The organism is Mangrovibacterium sp. (genome assembly GCF_059905295.1).
Window position 1 is genome coordinate 1 of sequence record NZ_JBZQJF010000040.1, and the last position, 17,751, is coordinate 17,751.

The window sequence follows — 17,751 nt, forward strand, 5'->3', positions numbered from 1 at the left end:
AATCCGCGGCGAAATCCGGTTAAGTGGGTACCTCCTTCAATCGTGTTGATGTTGTTAACGTACGAGTGAATATTTTCGTTGAAAGATGTGTTGTAGTGTAATGCGATCTCAACGGGTACTTCTCCTTTTTCAGAAGAAATATGAATTGTTTCTTCGATCAGTTTTTCGCGAGCTGCATCCAGGTATTCAACAAATTCTTTCAATCCGGCTTCTGAGAAGAATACTTCGCTTTTGTATTCTCCATCTTCATTTTGAACACGAAGGTCAGTCAGGATCAGGCGAACTCCTGCATTCAGGAATGCCAACTCGCGCAAACGAGCCGAAAGTATTTCGTATTTGTAGGTTGTTGTCAGGAAAATGCTGGCATCCGGTTGAAAGGTTACAATTGTTCCGGTATCGGAAGCTTCGCCAATTACCCGCGCCGGATATAATGGTTTTCCAATGCTGAACTCCTGTTCCCAAACCTTGCCTTCGCGGTGTACTTCGGCTCTCAAGTTTGTCGAAAGAGCGTTCACACATGATACACCTACCCCGTGCAAACCTCCGGAGACTTTATACGTGTCTTTGTCGAATTTACCACCGGCATGCAATACAGTCATAACAACTTCCAGTGCCGATTTATTTTCTTTGGAGTGCATCTCCGTCGGGATACCACGGCCATCATCTTTTACCGTGATCGAATTATCTTCGTTAATGTAAACTTCAATGTTTTTACAATAGCCGGCCAATGCTTCGTCAATCGAGTTGTCAACAACCTCGTAAACCAAGTGGTGCAACCCTTTTTCGTTCACATCGCCAATGTACATGGCAGGACGCTTACGTACTGCCTCCAAACCTTCCAGTACCTGAATACTGTCAGCTGAATAATTGCCATTTCCGTTAGCTGGCTTATTTTCTAATTCGCTCATTTATTAAATGTTTGGTTCTTTCAATAAATAATTAATCCTGATCGGACTGGCCTTTCGGATTTGTAATTCAAAGATGGTTCTCTGCTGATTCCCACCTGTTTGTTTTTCGGGAAAGTACCTGATTTATGGTGAATTATTTTGATCTTCTTAATCGTTTGTTTAATCTCCCGCGTCAACATGCAAATATAGGAAAAATAGTCCTTTCTATTGCTAGTTTTTTGTGCTGTTTGAACCTAAAGTTTTCAACAAAAAATTAAAAAATAAGAAACAGAAAATCAGCATTTTAATAATCACCTGACTGTCGGTGAAATTTGTCTGTTTTAAAGCCGTCTTCTACCTTTTGTTAGAACGAAAAACTAATCCCTGCAAGCAGGTTTAATCCTTGGTTGGTGTAGCCTGGAAATAGTGCATATTTATTAGAGGTGAAATTATTGGCGCGGCCCCAAAAATTGAGGTTTTTATTGAATTGATATTCAACCCCAATATTCAGATCGATAATTGAATCCATAGTTATCATTTCGGTTGTTGATGTAGGGATAAGTAGTGTTAAGTCGTCGTTATTGATGTGTGTGGTTTCAATTAATGCTTTTCGTGAGCCTGTAAAATACAGGTCGGCTGTAAACTTGAATGGGCCTTCAGGATCGTAGAAGGCAGATGCTGATGCTTCGAATTTGGGTTTTAGCCAAGCTTCCTGAAGCGAGTCTAGCGAATAGGAATGATATTTTGCTTCCAGACGGAGGTCAAATTCTTCACTGAAGGCATAGTGAAGTTCCCCACCTAAGGTAAGTTGTTTTACCTTATCGTACAGAACGTCAAATGTGTTGTTTTGATAAAGTGAAGTAACTGCATTTTCGGTGATTTCATCATTGTGCAGGTAATAGAAATGTTGATCTTTTATGCTGGCATAGTCAACGTGAATATTGTAGCCAAAGCCAGGCATGAACTTTCCTTTTATCCCCCCGGTTAAAATATATTGATACTTCGTGTTTTTGATATTCTGGTCGGGACGGACAAAGGGATTTTCGGCAGCAATGGCCGAGTAGTTACTAGGCTTCAGATAGCCGTCGGTTCCGGCATATAGCGAGATGATGTTTGCTGCCGGTGTGTATTCAATGTGGGTGTTGGGAGCAAGCATGTAGGTTACGTCTTCCCCTTTTTCAAGTACGGTATAGCTGTTGATCCCTATTCTGAATTTAAGTGTTTGCGAGTCGAAAACGGCAGCCGGGTTAACTTTCAAGATTGCCTGATTGCGTTTGGCTAAGTTCCCGGTGTCGGCTTGGTAAACACTGTCGGTTGTGCTGTAGGTGATTCCTGCATCCAGTACTCCTTCCATCAGGTTGATTGGAGCAGAAAAGTAGCCATTCCATTTTACGAGATGTTCACTTTGCCCTGTTTTTGTTCCCATGTATTGGTAGTCCAGACCTGTATTGAAGTTTAGTGCAGCCTTTGGATCGTATTTTTGAGCATACCTTACGGACAATCCTGCCTTCGGAAAAGCTTGTTTTTCATTCCACATCGGGATGTAGCTAGCTTTATCCTCGTCGCTTCGTTTGTCGCCGGTGTAACCATAGTAGCGAAAGGATTGATGCTCGAAAAATAGTTTTGTTTTCAGACTGCCGGCCCGAAAGCGGTGGTTTACGAATAGCTCGGCCAGGCTTTTATTATCAGGTGCTTTCACTTTGTCTCCATTATCCAGCTTTAGTTTACCGTTCGATAGGTGGCTTTTCAGGTGTATGCCAAGATCTGTTGAGCGGCTTGCTTCGGCGTTGTAGAAAAATTCTCCGTATTGGCTGAAATAGTTTCCTACTCCCAATTTCAATAGTCCTTTGTTGAGCCGATCGCCGGGTTCCGGCTTCATTCGCGCTGCTTCCACCGGTTGCATAGTGAATGAGGTGATCATAGGCTGTGTTTTAATTTGATAATCAAAAACAGGCTTGTCACCCGATGGTGAAGCAATTTCAGGCTGATCGTTGATTTTGTAAGCGTCGGAAATGGTCGGTTTATAAGCTTTTATAACTTCAACTTCTTTTTGAAGTTTTGTACTATCCTGTTGTGCCGAAACCGACAGCAAGGCCATGCCAAACAGGCCTGTGAGTATGATATGTTTAAAATATGTTGGTTTCATGTGTTTGCTTAATGTTGTTTCGTGTAAACGGTTCTCTTAATTCTGGGTTGGATCGATTTGCATTGGCTCCGGTTTCTCAGCTTGCTGTTGTTTTTCAAGCTCTTCCAGATGCTGTAATTTCGTTTTGGCCAGATCGATGATGCCATCATTCTGTTCCGGATAGTTCTCAACCATACTCATTAAAGTGTGTTTCGCCTGGAATTGATCACCATTGGCTGAGTAGATATCGGCCAGTAGGATGAAACTTTTTGCCAGCCAATATTGGTGAGGTGTATTCTTTTCAATAAAATCCATAATGACATTTTCGGCCCGTTTGGTTTTGTTTTGGTTGAAAAGAATTTCAGCAGTTAGGTATTTCGATTCTGCACCTTCCGGTGTTTGTGTATCTTCAGCAAGCTTGGTGAACAAGGGGAGTGCATCCTGCTCGTCTTTGGTTTGCAGGTATGATTTGGCCAGCTTGAAGTTTGCTTCGCTTTTTTGTTGCTCCGACAAGTTTTCCAAGGCCAATACCTGGATTGCTGCTTTTTTACAGGCTTCAAATCGACCTAGCTCGTAAAGGCAACGCATGATACCAATCTTCGCTTTCTGTAAATTCCATTTATTGCCTGAATTTACTTCCAGACGTTTGTAATTCATTAAAGCCTGATCGTAGTTGGCCGCATTGTATTGTAATTCGGCAGCACGGGCCAGGGCTGGCTCAGTGAAAATGTTATCTGTTTTGTCCAGGACTAACTCATAATCATGCAGTGCTTCCGAATACTGACCTTCGTTGTATTTTGTTTCAGCCAGGTAAAAACGAGCATTCAGGCTGAAGCTGCCGTTTGGATAATTTTGTAGGTAATATTCGAGCTGCTGACGAGCTTTCGGATCTTTGCTCATGACCAAACGTTCGGCCGCCATATAGTTCAACGAATCCTGTTCGCTAACAGTAACCTGTACATTTGAGCCTTTCCGTTTGGCATAGTCGAAGTAAGCATCAACGTTGTTCATCTCAACGTAATTGTTTTTGATTCCCAGCATAGCGGCTTGTGCTTCTTCACTGTCCGGATAGTTTTCAGCGATCTGCTTATAATAGCTCATGGATTGTTTGTAGTCCGACTGATTATAGGCGATTAATCCAAGTTGCAAAAGAGCTTTCGGTCGATAGCTGCTTTGCGGATAGCTATTTAACAGCTGATTGTAATATGAAACAGCAGTTGTTAGTTGATTTTCCCGTTCGTAAGTTCTTCCTAATTCATATAAAGCATCGTCGGCATAGGCCGAGGTGGGATATTGGCTAAGCAGTTCTTTTAAGCTGCTGATTTTTTGTTGCGGTTGACGTTGAACACCTTCACTCATTGCTTTTTGGAAGAGTGCATAGTCTGCATCATATTTATTCAATCCCAAAGCTTTGTTGTAATTTGATTTCGATGAAGCAAAGTCGCGATTGATGTAATTGCAGTCTCCCAGACGATTGTATGCATCTGCCAGCTTATCATCCTGCGCCGGCGACATTTGTATAAAATGGTTGAAGGCTTGGGAAGCCTGGTTGTAATCCTTTAATTTGAAATAGGCATATCCCAGGTTATAGTTATAATTGATGTATTCCTGTGTAGACTTTGCTGCCGGCATTTGTGCAAAACGTTCGTATCCGTCAATTGCAGTCTGGTAGTTGCCTAGCCGATAATTACTTTCGGCTTTCCAATAGGTGGCAAGGGCCTCCAATGTCGGATTGTAACTGCCATTTTCCAACGACTTGTCAAAAGTAGCAATGGCATCGGAATAAGTCTGGTTGTTGAAGAACTCCAGTCCCCTGTAATAGCTCACTCGCTGGTAGGCTTCGAGTATCGCCGGGTTCTTTACTTTTATTTTTTCGATGCTGGTCATGGCATCCTTAAAGTTACTGGTGCTCATGTAAACCTGAACCAGGTAGTTGTAAGCTGCATCGTTACGCTGCGAATTGGGATAAAGGCTGATGTATTTGTCGAAAGCGTTGATGGTTTCGTTAAAGGGAGAGTACGACAGCTCGTAGGTGATTTTTGCATAGTTGAACAGGGCATCTTCCTGAATCCCTTTATCGAAATCCATTTCAGATGCTGCTTCAAAAGCAATACGGGCTTTGTTTTTATCACCAGTGTGGATATAGCAATCAGCTAAATGATAATAGGCATTTTGTGCCATGGCGTCTTTGCCTGCTGATGCATATTCAAATGGGGTGATGGCTTTATCGAATTGAGCAGCCCGGTAATAGCAATAAGCAAACATATAATTTTCATCGCGTTGGCGACTTCTTGAATCCTTGAAATAGCTTTCGAGATGCGGAATTGCTTTGTCGAACTGCTGCAGGTGGAAATAAGAACTTCCGATAATTTTTTCCAATTCCGGTTTTTGTTTTTTGTCGGCTTTGGCGAGCAAGGGCTCAGCAAAAGAAATGACTTGTGCATATTCGCCACGCATGTAGTAAATTTGAGCCATATAAAAAGGAATAACCGGAGCAAAAGCCGGGTTATCCTTCAAGCTGTTAAAGGCTTGGAGCGCGCTGTCGAAATCTTCCTTCATATATTTGATGTGTCCCCAATAATAAGTTGCCTGGGAAGCATATCGGGAATTGCCGTTTCGCAGGCGATTAAATTCTCGTTCAGCCTCGTCGTAATGATCAATTTGAAAAAGAGAATAACCATTTTGATAGCTGATTCTGTTTTGTTCTTCCAGAGAGAAACTGTACCGTGGTAATTTCTTGTAAATACTGATGACCTTCGTATAGCGACGATCGTGGAACCAGGCGTTAGCCAATTCAAAGTTGGCTGCATCAGTATAAATGCTTTCCGGATGTTTTCCTAAGAAATTTTGCATGGCATTTTCACCTGCTTTGCGATCTGTTTTTAATTGGCAAAGCGCTTTGTAATAAGCAGCCTCTGTTTGAGTTGACGAGCCTGGTGCACTTTCTTTCTCAATTTTTGCAAAATATTCTCCGGCAGAGATAAACTGATTTTTCGAGAGTAAATCTTTTGCAGTTTGTATATCAGCAGAAACTGATTGGCCTTGAATGGTTTTTTGAGCAAAAGAAAAAGAAGAGGAAAGGCATATTGTAAGTGCGAACAATACCAGTCTTGTTTTCATCGGCGGTTAATTTTATGAACTGTAAAAATAGCATTTCAGACAAGCTCGTTACAAATATCTTGCCTTAGTTCTCAACAAATAACTGTTTATTTTAAAGCTTTATTACCGTGTTTGACAAAAAAACTTAGTTTTGTGAAAAGCAGCTAAAAAGGCCACTATGCAAAGTAATCCAATTATCAATTTAACAGGTGTCGATGTTTATCAGCAAGAGAATTTGGTGCTGGCTGATGTCCATTTAAAAGTTCGTTCGGGAGAATGGATTTATTTGATTGGAAAGGTTGGAAGCGGAAAGTCGAGTTTGATAAAAGTATTGCATGCTGAATTGGATATTTTTAATGGCGAAGCTTATGTTGCCGGATACAATCTACGCCGCATAAGACCAAAGGAAATTCCTTTTTTACGTCGAAAAATAGGTGTTGTTTTTCAGGATTTCAGGCTGCTGACGGACCGCTCGGTGCGCGATAATCTTGTTTTTGTGTTGAAAGCTACCGGCTGGAAAAATGACAAAGCAATAAACGATCGAATTCGTGAGGTGGTGGAGCGTGTAGACATGATGAACAGCCTGAAACGAATGCCGCACGAATTGTCGGGAGGTGAGCAGCAACGGGTGGTTATTGCCCGCGCGATATTGAACGACCCGGATATCATTTTGGCTGATGAGCCAACCGGAAACCTCGATCCGGAGACTACGGCTGACCTTATGAAGATATTTATTGAATTGAACCGAAAAGGTAAGACGATTCTGATGGCAACACACGATTATACCGTTGTTGAGAAGTACAAAGCCAAAACACTACTGTGTGCCGATTTGAAACTGAGTAATCCGGATAAGGAGCAGTTGGTACTAGATTTTTCGGAATTGATGGACGAAAAAAAATGATGTTTCAAAGGAGGTTTATTCCTTCAAAACACCATTTTAGTTTTTTAAATTGTTGCAATTATTCAGCCATTACTGAATCCGGAGCAGCAACTTCAACTGAATCTGGTGCTGCAACCACAGCTGTGTCTGGCACCGCAACTTCAACTGATTCTTCTACCGCAGGAGTTTCTGTTTCTTCTGCTGGTTTTGCTGATTGAGTTCCGCAGGAAGCCATCATTGCAATAATTCCTAAAAGAAAAATAATTTTCTTCATAAAATAGGGTTTAACTTGTAAATAACTCAAGGTTAATAACACTCTTAACAAGAGACGAAAATAGTTAAAAGAATAACATAGCAAACAGATGGTAAATAAATTTAAAGGAAATAATATAAATGTTTGATTTATTCCTGGTGTGGTTACAATTTGGTTATTTTATTTCCTTGAAAATGTGTTGTAATACAGCAACTTCATTTTCCCAACATAATTCAGAAGATGCTTTGTTCAGGTTTTTTAAGTAATGTTTTCTCAGGCTTTCGTTTTCTAGAATATCTGTTATCTGTTTTGCCATTTGTTCCGGCTCTCGTGACTCTAATATCTGTCCAATATTGTAGGATGTGACAATCTTGCTCATTTCGGGGAGCGGACTCACTAAAACCGGTATTTTATGTTGGATGTAGTCGAAAAGTTTATTGGGAAGGGCGAAGCGATAGTTTAGCCCCAAATCTTCTTCAATCGATAAGCCTAAGTCTGCTTGAGCAGTAAGTTCAGAAAGGTTCTGAAATGGAACTCTTCCAAAAAATCGAACTTTGAATTGCAAGCCCAATTGTCGGGTTAAAAGTTGTAGGTATTCATCCAAATCGCCTGAACCAACAAGCCAAAGTTGTGCTCCGTTTACAAAACGCATGGCCTGAATAGCATATTCCAAGCCTCGTCCCAAGTTTAAGGCACCTTGATAAATGATAATCTTTTCATCGTGCGGAAGAACCGTTCGATCGACTGAAACGACTATTTGCCTGGAACGCAATGGTAGGTTGCGAACCACTTTAAACTTGGTTCCATACAGTCTTTCATATTCGTTGGCGATAGATTGTGAAACGGTGAATGCATTTTTCAGACGGGGAAGAATTGTTCTTTCCAGTCGTTCCCACAGCCTTTGCTTAAAGGGGCGGTCGATTAATTCCGGAACTTGAGTGAAGTATTCGTGACTATCGTAAACTAATTTTTTGCCCGATAGCTTAGCTGCCGGATAGCAGGCCCCAAGCGTGTCGAGGTCGTTTGATACAATTATTGATGCTCGTGAAAATAATAATTTGAAGAAAATTCGGATATTAAACTCGATGTAAAACTTAGGGCCCTTATCAAAGAACAGTTGTATGCGAACTGTTGGATAATTTCGCTGTTCCAATGGGAGGCTGTCTTTCAGCTCCCGTCCGATTAATCGGGGAGTGTAGCCCATTTGAATCAGACTCTCAGCAACTTTGTGGACTCTGTTGTCGGTAACTAAGTCGTTGGTAACAACGATGTCTACTTTTTTAGGCATATTTTTCTTCTTTCAAGCTTTAGTCGAACATGTATTCGTTGGGCTTGCTTGGAGCTGTTTGTTAAATTAAATAGTCTTACGATTGTAAACGTTGTGAAATTGCTTCTATTATCTTTGGCAGAAAAATTAAAGAATGATCCGTTTTTCCGAGAACTTTTCCCTTAAAACCTACAATACATTTGGGTTAGACGCAAAGGCCCGTTATTTTTTTGAATTTACGGAGGCTGATGATCTGCCTTATTTTCTGGCAAACTTCCCGGAATGGGAGAAATTGCCCTTGCTTTTGTTGGGCGGTGGTAGCAACCTCTTATTTGTGGACGACTTTGAGGGTTTGGTTTTACATGCCAACATTCCCGGAATAAAACAAATTAAGGAAGACCGGAATCATGTTTGGCTGGAAGTTGGAGCCGGTGAAGATTGGGATCGTTTTGTGGCCTACTGTGTACATAACTGGTATGGTGGGATCGAAAATTTATCGCTAATTCCCGGAAATGTGGGTTCAGCACCGGTGCAAAATATTGGAGCCTATGGTGTTGAGGTTGGGGATTATGTAGAGATGGTGAAAGGTTTCGATTTGAAGACTTTTGAAGAATATGAAATTCCCGGAAGTGACTGTCAGTTTGCGTATCGTAACAGCATCTTTAAAAATCAGTTGAAGGGGCGTTTCGTGGTCACCTCTGTTGTTTTTCGCTTGGATAAATTTGTTGAATACAAGCTTGATTATGGTGATTTACGTACTGAGGTCGAAAAGCGGGGAGGGGAGAATATTCATTATGTACGCGATGCAGTTATTGCAATTCGTGAATCGAAGCTTCCTGATCCAGAGGAACTTGGAAATGCTGGTAGTTTTTTTAAAAACCCGGTCGTATCCAACGAAATGGGAGACATGCTGAAGGAGAAATTTCCTACAATTCCGGTTTACCCGGCAGGGGAGGGACAATGTAAATTAGCTGCGGGCTGGTTGATTGATCAATGTGGGTGGAAAGGTTACCGCGAAGGAGATGCCGGTGTGCATGCAAAGCAAGCTTTGGTGTTGGTTAATTATGGTTCGGCTACCGGAAAGGACATCCACCAGTTGGCGATGAAAATCCAACAGTCGGTTTTGGAACGGTTTAATATTGAGTTAGAGCCGGAGGTTAACTTTATTGGTTGTTAGGGTCTCGTTTCTCCATTTTGTCTTTTTTGCTGATTTTTGGAGATACCCGAATGATTGTGGCCCCGGGATTGTTGACATTGTCATTGTATATATTCTCGTTCCCGGTGCGTTTTGATTGGTCAACAATGATCTCTTTTTGGATGTCTTGGTTCAGTTGATCCATACTCTGCTCCAGATTTGAGCGCTGTTTTTCTTCGTCATAAGTTGTAATCGGATTAACGATGTAAGTCCGGTAGTCGATAATTATTTTGGCCTTATTTATATAGGTCGGATAAACATCAATAACCTTGGGGGCCATTGAAACGTGATTCACCATGACCGAATCCTTGGGCTCAACCACCATTTTAAAATAACCGGAATGGTCGGTGGCAACAATCTTTGAGTTTCTGTAATTGATCAGGAATGCGCCTTCAACAGGCATCGAATCCGGTGTCATCACATACCCGTCGAAAACAAAGGTTTTCCCTTGCTGCACTTGTGCTGAACAGAACTCGTTGATAGTGAATAGAATCAATATTGCTATGAATAATTTTCTCATCAGGAACCTCTAATTTGATATACTCATTCCAATTTACATTAACGAAAGTTGAAATCAAAGGTTTTTTTATGAATAACAAAAATTGAATTTTCGGAGCTATTTTTTTCGCTTAAAGAGACGGAGTACCTCACCCAGTTGTAAGGTTAAACCCGGATCGGGTTCATCCGGATTATAGGGATTTAAACGAACCGATCTCCCAACATTGGTTGTAAAACCCAGATTTTCTAATTCTGCATACATTCGTTTCATGTTTTTCTCGAAGTTCTGCATTTGGTATTTGTACGAATTAGCTACGACTGCTGCCAGATGGTAAACTCGGAAATCCACATGGATCACCGGTTTCTTGGTCGATTTGTCGGGCACGTGAACAATCTGTGGTGCCAGTGTAAGGTGATTAATCATGAGTGAATCACCTGGCTGTGCCAATGTTTTAAAATAGCCGGTACTGTCGGTTGCAACCACTTTCATTGTCCGGTAATTGATCAAGTAGGCATTCTCTACCGGAATGCTGTCTTCCAGCATTAAATAACCATCAAAGGTGACCAACTTATTTTTTTCTTCGTCTTGTGCAAAAAGCTGGATAGTCGTCAAACAGAAAACAAGGATTGATATGGGGCGCATACTTTTTTATGCAAACATACGCGCTGCCTTTGTTAAGTTTAACTAAGCTTAATTAATTAAGATGAATGAGTGTTAAAGGATGTTACCGGTATATTTTGTTTTGATTTAGTGCATTACGGTAACGTTCTGCGTTGGCATTGTGCTGACTTAAAGTACGGGCAAAGTTGTGGTAGCCCGAGAAATCTTCTTTGGCGCACATATAAAGGTACTTGTTGTTGTCTGCATTCAAAACCGCATCAATACTCGATATTTCGGGAAAATTGATTGGTCCAGGGGGGAGTCCTGCATATTTGTAAGTGTTAAAGGGTGAATCAACCTCCAGTTGTTTGGTCAATACGCGTTGTATGCTAAAATCTCCCAAGGCATATTTTACGGTTGGATCGGCTTGCAGAAGCATGCCTTTTTTGATTCGGTTTAGATATAATCCAGCAACGATTGGTTTTTCATCTGCTTTGATCGTTTCCTCCTGAACAATGGATGCAAGGGTAATAACCTGTACTGGAGTAAGTCCCAGTGAGTCGGCCTTGGCTTTGCGTTGCCGGTTCCAAAAACGTTTATACTCAGCATGCATCCGGTCTACAAACTGTTCGGGAGTTGTTGTCCAGTACATCTCATAGGAATTGGGAATAAACATGGCATGAAAGGAGTGCTCGTTGAAACCGTATTTGGCAATGACCTCAGGCGATTCCAGGTAATGGATCAGTGTTGTTGAATCCGGTGAAATGTATTTCGCAACTTTACCAGCCAAATCTGTCATGAATCGCAAATTGTTGAAGGTAATGGTTACAGGCTTCTGGTTGCCCGCTTTCAGCATATTTATGATGGCATTCGTGTTCATACCCTTGGTGAAGACGTATTGTCCGGCTTTGATAAATGTTGGGTAATTTTTCTTTTTAGCAACCCATTTAAACGCTTTTTCGTTGATTAGTATGTCTTGCTTGTGGATTGAATCAAGCACTTGTTCAAAGGTCGCATCTTCAGGAATGGTTATGCTGCCTGCATTTTTAACGTTCTCATCAAAAATGTATCCAAATAACCGGTAACCGTAGAGTGCCACCAGGATAAAAGCGATTGCAAAAACGACGATGATAATTTTGTTCAGCTTAGGAAAAAGCATGATTCTGTTACGCGTATTCAATTCCATTTTTTGAGATTTGTGCTGCAAAAATAGCGTTTTATTTCAAATTGGTTTCGTGTAAGTTTTTTATTAAGTCCTGTCGAATTATGATGAACCGAAATGCTTGAATTGAATCAAATTAGCTATTTTCGTGAACTCAATAAAAAATCAATTTAAAACTTTCGATATGCATCAGGTAAAATTAGCGGATAATATCTATTATTTAGGTTATAACGATCGAAGAACCCACCTTTTTGAAAATATTTGGCCGATACCCAACGGGGTATCTTATAACTCGTACTTAATTGACGATGAAAAGGTCGCTTTAATTGACACTGTTGAGCGTGCTTTTATTGATGATTACCTGGAAGACATTGACGCAATTCTGGGAGGTAGACCTGTTGATTACCTGGTGATCAACCATATGGAGCCGGACCACTCGGGAGCTTTGCGTGCAATTGTGATGAAATACCCGAACATCACTTTGGTTGGTAATAAAAAGACCTTTGGTTTTGTGGAGGCTTTCTATATGAATCCGGTTAATACGTTAGAAGTGAGTGATAACTCGGTTTTGGAGTTGGGAAAAACAAAATTGCAATTTCAAACCATCCCTATGGTACACTGGCCGGAAACCATGGTTAGCTACGAAGAAACCAACAAGATTGTATTCTCGGGCGACGCATTTGGTAGTTTTGGTACATTGGATGGTGGTGTTTTCGATGATGAAATTAACCTTGAGTTTTATGAAAATGACATCATGCGTTATTTCACCAATATCGTTGGGAAATACTGTCCGCATACACAGCGTGCAATTAAAAAATTAGCACCGTTGGATATCAAAATGATTGCAGCAACCCATGGTCCGATTTGGAGAACGAATTTAGATTGGGTGTTGAGTCGTTACAATAAATGGAGTACCTATACAACTGAGCCCGGTGTTGTTGTTGTGTACGGATCAATGTATGGAAATACCAAAAAAATGGCTGAAGTAATTGCTCGCCAACTTAGTGTTCGTGGTATTAAAGATATTCGGGTTTACGATGCTTCGAAAACGCATAAATCCTATATTATTAATGATATTTTCCGTTATAAAGGATTTATTGTTGGTAGTTGTGCTTATAATAATGCGATGTTCCCAAATGTTGAAAATCTGATTACTACCGTTCAGCATATGGGTGTTCGCGAACATTACCTTGGTGTATTTGGTAGCTTTGCCTGGAACGGTGGAGGTGTTAAAAACCTGATGAAGTTTGCCGAAACCTGTGGCTGGGACATGGTGGCTGATGCTGTTGAAGAAAAAGGCGCTTTAAAAGAAGAGAAATACCAAAAGTGTATTGATTTGGCAAATGCAATGGCTGACAAAATCTTGGCTGAATAGCATTAACAGAATATAATCTAAGCCGTTGGAGTTTTCTTCAACGGCTTTTTTATGCTTCGATTTTGATATTTAGAGAACCGGAATGAGTAATTCATCCGGTTGTAAATAGCCTAAAACAAAAGCCATCAAGAAATCTTGATGGCTTTTTTACTACTACTACTCAATTACTACTAAAAAACCCCTACCCGAGGGGTATATCTTTGTTATAAGGTTATTCCGGTCTTAAAGATAGCAATTTCTTTAAAACCGCTAAGTTCATGCTTCAATTTTTTTCCTTCGGCTATCGCTTTTAGTTCTGCGACAAAGTCGGTCAGATTATCTTCAATCGTCTGATCTTCAACGATTCGCCCAGCATTGAAATCGATCCAATTCGACTTTTTAACAGACAAAGGAGTATTTGTTGATATTTTCATTGTCGGCACAAAACTACCAAACGGAGTACCACGACCTGTTGTAAACAGTACAATTTGACAACCACTGAAGCCAAGCGCAGATGCAGCAACCAAATCGTTACCGGGAGCACAAAGCAAGTTCAACCCATTTTTCTTAATTGGTTCGGCATAGGCCAACACGTCAGTAACAGTTGCAACACCACCTTTTTGAGTACACCCCAGTGATTTATCTTCCAAGGTTGTGATACCACCTTTCTTGTTACCTGGTGAAGGGTTTTCGTAAACGGGAAGATCGTGTTTCAGGTAATATTCTTTAAAGCCGTTAATCATGTCTACGGTTTTGTTGAATACCTCTTCACTTTCTGATCTTTCCATTAACAGGTGTTCTGCACCAAACATCTCCGGAACTTCGGTCAGAATTGTACTTCCGCCCTGAGCTACAAGGAAGTCAGAGAATGCACCAACCAGCGGGTTGGCGGTGATTCCTGATAAACCATCGGAACCACCACATTTTAACCCAACCTTCAAGCTTGAGAAAGGAACTTCCTCTCGCTTATCATGGCGCATTTGCTCATAAATCTCCTGAAATAACTTCAGACCTTCTTCTACCTCATCTTCCACATCCTGAGCAACTAAGAATTTAATACGGTTTGGATCGTATTCGCCAATGAATTTTTTCAGATGATCAATTTGGTTGTTTTCGCAACCTAGTCCCAAAACTAATACACCTCCGGCATTGGGGTGGTTGATTAACTGTGCCAATGCTTTTTGTGTATTGGTGTGATCGTCACCCAACTGCGAACAACCGTAAGCATGCTTAAACACATGGATGCTGTCGATATCGCTGGTGTCGTTTTGGGCTTTGAACAGCTGAATAATTTGTTCTGCCTGACCGTTCACACAACCTACTGTCGGAACAATCCACATTTCGTTGCGGATACCAACATTACCATTGCTACGCTTGTATCCTTTGAAAGTCAGCGATTGATTTTCGAAAGGAAGTGCATTCAACTTTTGGTTGAACTCGTAGCACATGGTTCCTGAAAGGTTCGTTTTTGCATTGTGAACGTGTATATGGTCACCCGGTAAAATAGCTGCCGTTGCATGACCGATCGGTGCACCATATTTGATGATGTCGTTTCCTTCAGCAATTTCTGTTACAGCAATTTTATGCCCGCGGGGCACGTCATTTAAAACTTCAATTTTAGTGCCTTCCAAGTCAATGATTTCACCTTTGCTGAAATCTTTCAATGCGATGATGACATTGTCAAGCGGGTTAATTTTGATGTAATTAGCCATTTTACGGATATTCCTTTATTCGTTTTCGTTAAATTATTTTGCTGATACTTCAGCTTCTTGCATGTATGGATGTCCTTCAGTCAATACACTTTTCATTGCTTCTTCCATACCTACTTGCTGAATTTGGTACAAGTATCCTGCAACTTTTTCCGTCAGATTTGGTACTTGGTTTAAATCTTGTTTCCAAAGACGTTCCAGTTTCAATACTTTTTCAACCAATTCTTTTGTTGATGCTTCGCTGCCATCACAAGCAGGCCATGCTTCAGCATATAAATCCATGATATATTGGTCGTCCTGAATTGGATATGTTTTACCGTTAACTTCTCCTTTGTAGAAAGCAATCATCGCAGCCAACGAGAAAGTTAATCTTTCAGGAAGTTTTCCTTCTTTTTCAATGTAACCTAAAACTGAAGGTAAGTTACGAGTTTCCCATTTTGACATGGCGTTAAGAGCGATGCTTAACCATTGGTGACGAATGAATGGGTTAGCGAAACGTTCCAGAATTTTGTCAGCAAATTTTGTCAACTCTTCTTTTGTTCCGTCTAATACTTTCAAAACTTCGTCGTAAATCATTTCACGCATGAAGCTACCTGTATTCAGATCTTCGTAAGCTTCGCGAACTGTTTCGATACCGCTTAAGTATGAAACTGCGTAGCTACCGGTGTGGCAACCGTTCAGTACAGCAACTTTTTGCTCACGGAAACGAGTCATGTCAGATACGAATTTCACTTCCAGACCAGCTTGGTCAGCAGGGAATTCTTTGGCTACCCATTCCGGACCTTCGATTACCCACAAGTGGAAATATTCACCAACTACAACCAGGTTGTCTTCGAAACCTAGTTCAGCTTGAATTTCTTTGATGTCGTCTTTCGGGAATCCCGGAACGATCCGGTCAACCAATGTATTACAGAATGCACATGCTGTTTCCACCCAGTTGATGAATTCATCACCAAGGTTCCAGTTTTTAGCATGTTGCAATACAAATTTTTTCAAAATGTCGCCGTTACGGTCAATCAATTCGCAAGTGAAGAAGATCAGACCTTTATCTTTTGCACCTTCGAATGCTTTGTAACGTTCGTATAATAAAGCCGTAATTTTACCTGGGAATGAATTTTGAGGTTGCATGTCCAACTTATCGTTTTCGTCCCAGCTAATACCAGCTTCAGTCGTGTTTGACACAACAAAACGCAATTCAGGATTCAGGATTGCAGCTTTGTATGCTTCGAATTCAGTATAAGGATTGATTCCTTTATTGATACAGTTAACGAATTGGTATTCTTTTACAGGCTTACCATCTTTAATACCTTTCAGGTAAACGTGGTACAGGCCATCTTGCTTGTTCAATAAATCGATCATTCCGTTTGCCAACGGTTGAACTACATCAACGCCGGTGTTAAAATCGATTTCGTTATTCATTTTTTGAATGATCCAATCAACGAATGCGCGTAAAAAGTTACCTTCTCCGAATTGTAATATGCGGCTTGGATATTGAGCTGCACTTTTAACATTTGTTCTGTTCAGTTCCATGATTTCTGGTTTATTATTTGTGTTTTCCGTTTTCGTACACGGAATTGGGTTAAAAAAATTCGTGTTCGTACACGATATCAACGGCGAATGTAGAAAAAATATTTATTTCTCCATGAATATTCGTATGTTAAAAATAATAAACTGTTGAATATCAATGTTTAAGTTTTAAGGCAGAAACGAATCCCAGCTTCATCTTGGAACTCACTAACTAGCTTAAACTAAAATGGTTATGAAAACGGATTTTTGAGTATGATTTTGGGGAGGTATTTCACATTTAGAATTGTTATAAATTAGCCTCTTTTCGTTTAATTTTAGATTAATTTTACATGACAGATAGCGGCTTCTTTATGCGAAAAAAAATTCTTGTCATTTCCGGTGGACCGGGATTCGGGAAAAGCTCCTTAATCAATGAATTGGTCAATTGGGGCTTTATTGCGGGATCGGAGGCAGCTCGTGAGATTATAGCTGAACAACTTCAATCGAATGGTTCTATTTTACCTTGGAGAGACATTGGTGCATTTCAAAATGCTGTTTTAATGCGTAGGATTTCCTTTTGGCAGTCTGTTGCGGAAGATCAGATTGCTTTTACTGATCGTGCGATTCCGGATCAGTTGGCTTTTGCCCGTTTTCGGGGATTTTCACCTTCGGCTCTTTTAATTGAAGCAGCCTCGAAATACCAATATTTTGAAGAGGTTCTGATTTGTCCACCATGGGAGGAGATTTATACTTGCGATGAAATCAGGAAGGAGAGTTTTTCGGAAGCATGTCGGTTACACGATCTAATTTGTAAGGAATATCAGAAGCTGGGGTATCGTTTGATTGAATTACCTAAAGTAGCTGTCAATGATCGGGTAAAATTTATTAAAGATCTATTTGATCTTTTGTTGTAGCTGACTTTCAGTCTTAAGAGTGACTTATTCGTTTTTTGAAACAATAAAACATTCATGATTCGGAGGGAATCTCCAACAGGGATGAAAGTGGAGGAAAACAAGAGAAGGCAGTTGGAAACAATTGAAGACAATCGAATGGAGATGGGAACTTACTCGAAGTGATTTCGGCCTACTTTTTATCGAGGGTAGGAAGCGAACCGGAAGCTTAGTGAAGCCGGGAAGCTCCGACGGCAGAAGGAGATCACCCGGCTGAACTTAGCTTTCAGGAGCTGATACCTGAAGATAAAAATCAGCCTTGCGT

14 protein-coding genes are annotated in these 17,751 nt (G+C 40.7%); 4 read left to right on the forward strand and 10 right to left on the reverse strand.

The window, feature by feature from the left end; translation table 11 throughout:
• The 3 genes from AC37HE_RS02435 to AC37HE_RS02445 all read right to left on the reverse strand — a co-directional run.
• On the reverse strand, positions 1-908 hold a 908-nt coding region (locus tag AC37HE_RS02435), incomplete at its 3' end, for an ATP-binding protein (RefSeq protein ID WP_500781185.1).
• Positions 909-1,251: 343 nt separating this feature from the next.
• The gene (locus AC37HE_RS02440; protein ID WP_500781186.1) at positions 1,252-3,033 is read right to left on the reverse strand and encodes a TonB-dependent receptor; all 1,782 of its coding nucleotides are present in this window, start codon (positions 3,031-3,033) and stop codon (positions 1,252-1,254) included.
• Between the two features lie 36 nt (positions 3,034-3,069).
• Positions 3,070-6,132, reverse strand: a complete 3,063-nt coding sequence (locus AC37HE_RS02445) for a tetratricopeptide repeat protein (RefSeq protein WP_500781187.1) — start codon at positions 6,130-6,132, stop codon at positions 3,070-3,072.
• A gap of 157 nt (positions 6,133-6,289) precedes the next feature.
• Between AC37HE_RS02445 and AC37HE_RS02450 the strand changes: the two genes are divergently transcribed.
• The gene (locus AC37HE_RS02450; RefSeq protein WP_500781188.1) at positions 6,290-7,012 is read left to right on the forward strand and encodes a cell division ATP-binding protein FtsE; all 723 of its coding nucleotides are present in this window, start codon (positions 6,290-6,292) and stop codon (positions 7,010-7,012) included.
• A 58-nt stretch (positions 7,013-7,070) separates the two neighbouring features.
• Here AC37HE_RS02450 and AC37HE_RS02455 read toward each other — a convergent pair whose 3' ends face one another.
• Both AC37HE_RS02455 and AC37HE_RS02460 read right to left on the reverse strand, forming a co-directional pair.
• On the reverse strand, positions 7,071-7,265 hold the full coding sequence (locus tag AC37HE_RS02455) for a hypothetical protein (protein ID WP_500781189.1): 195 nt from the start codon (positions 7,263-7,265) through the stop codon (positions 7,071-7,073).
• A gap of 154 nt (positions 7,266-7,419) precedes the next feature.
• Positions 7,420-8,532 carry a glycosyltransferase gene (locus AC37HE_RS02460; protein ID WP_500781190.1) on the reverse strand — a complete coding sequence of 371 codons (1,113 nt, stop codon included), beginning with the start codon at positions 8,530-8,532 and terminating at the stop codon, positions 7,420-7,422.
• 133 nt (positions 8,533-8,665) lie between these two features.
• Between AC37HE_RS02460 and murB the strand changes: the two genes are divergently transcribed.
• Complete coding sequence (gene murB / locus AC37HE_RS02465) at positions 8,666-9,688, forward strand: UDP-N-acetylmuramate dehydrogenase (RefSeq protein WP_500781191.1); 1,023 nt, start codon at positions 8,666-8,668, stop codon at positions 9,686-9,688.
• Here the strand turns inward: murB and AC37HE_RS02470 are convergent.
• The 3 genes from AC37HE_RS02470 to mltG form a co-directional block, all read right to left on the reverse strand.
• Positions 9,675-10,226, reverse strand: coding sequence for a hypothetical protein (locus AC37HE_RS02470; protein WP_500781192.1), 552 nt, complete (start codon positions 10,224-10,226; stop codon positions 9,675-9,677). The two genes, murB and AC37HE_RS02470, sit on opposite strands and share 14 nt — an antisense overlap.
• A gap of 96 nt (positions 10,227-10,322) precedes the next feature.
• Positions 10,323-10,847, reverse strand: coding sequence for a hypothetical protein (locus tag AC37HE_RS02475; protein ID WP_500781193.1), 525 nt, complete (start codon positions 10,845-10,847; stop codon positions 10,323-10,325).
• 82 nt (positions 10,848-10,929) lie between these two features.
• A complete protein-coding gene (mltG, locus tag AC37HE_RS02480; protein ID WP_500781194.1) occupies positions 10,930-11,991 on the reverse strand; it encodes an endolytic transglycosylase MltG in 1,062 nt (353 codons plus the stop codon).
• Between the two features lie 160 nt (positions 11,992-12,151).
• Here mltG and AC37HE_RS02485 point away from each other — a divergent pair, with 160 nt between their 5' ends.
• Positions 12,152-13,342, forward strand: coding sequence for an FprA family A-type flavoprotein (locus AC37HE_RS02485; protein ID WP_500781195.1), 1,191 nt, complete (start codon positions 12,152-12,154; stop codon positions 13,340-13,342).
• 203 nt (positions 13,343-13,545) lie between these two features.
• Here AC37HE_RS02485 and AC37HE_RS02490 read toward each other — a convergent pair whose 3' ends face one another.
• Together AC37HE_RS02490 and AC37HE_RS02495 are read right to left on the reverse strand one after the other, a co-directional pair.
• Complete coding sequence (locus AC37HE_RS02490; RefSeq protein WP_500781196.1) at positions 13,546-15,033, reverse strand: UxaA family hydrolase; 1,488 nt, start codon at positions 15,031-15,033, stop codon at positions 13,546-13,548.
• Between the two features lie 33 nt (positions 15,034-15,066).
• Positions 15,067-16,560 (reverse strand): tagaturonate reductase, encoded by a 1,494-nt coding sequence (locus AC37HE_RS02495; RefSeq protein ID WP_500781197.1) that lies wholly within the window; start codon positions 16,558-16,560, stop codon positions 15,067-15,069.
• Between the two features lie 347 nt (positions 16,561-16,907).
• On the opposite strand from AC37HE_RS02495, the gene AC37HE_RS02500 reads away from it, so the two are divergent.
• Complete coding sequence (locus AC37HE_RS02500; RefSeq protein WP_500781198.1) at positions 16,908-17,450, forward strand: AAA family ATPase; 543 nt, start codon at positions 16,908-16,910, stop codon at positions 17,448-17,450.
• Positions 17,451-17,751: the final 301 nt, after the last annotated feature.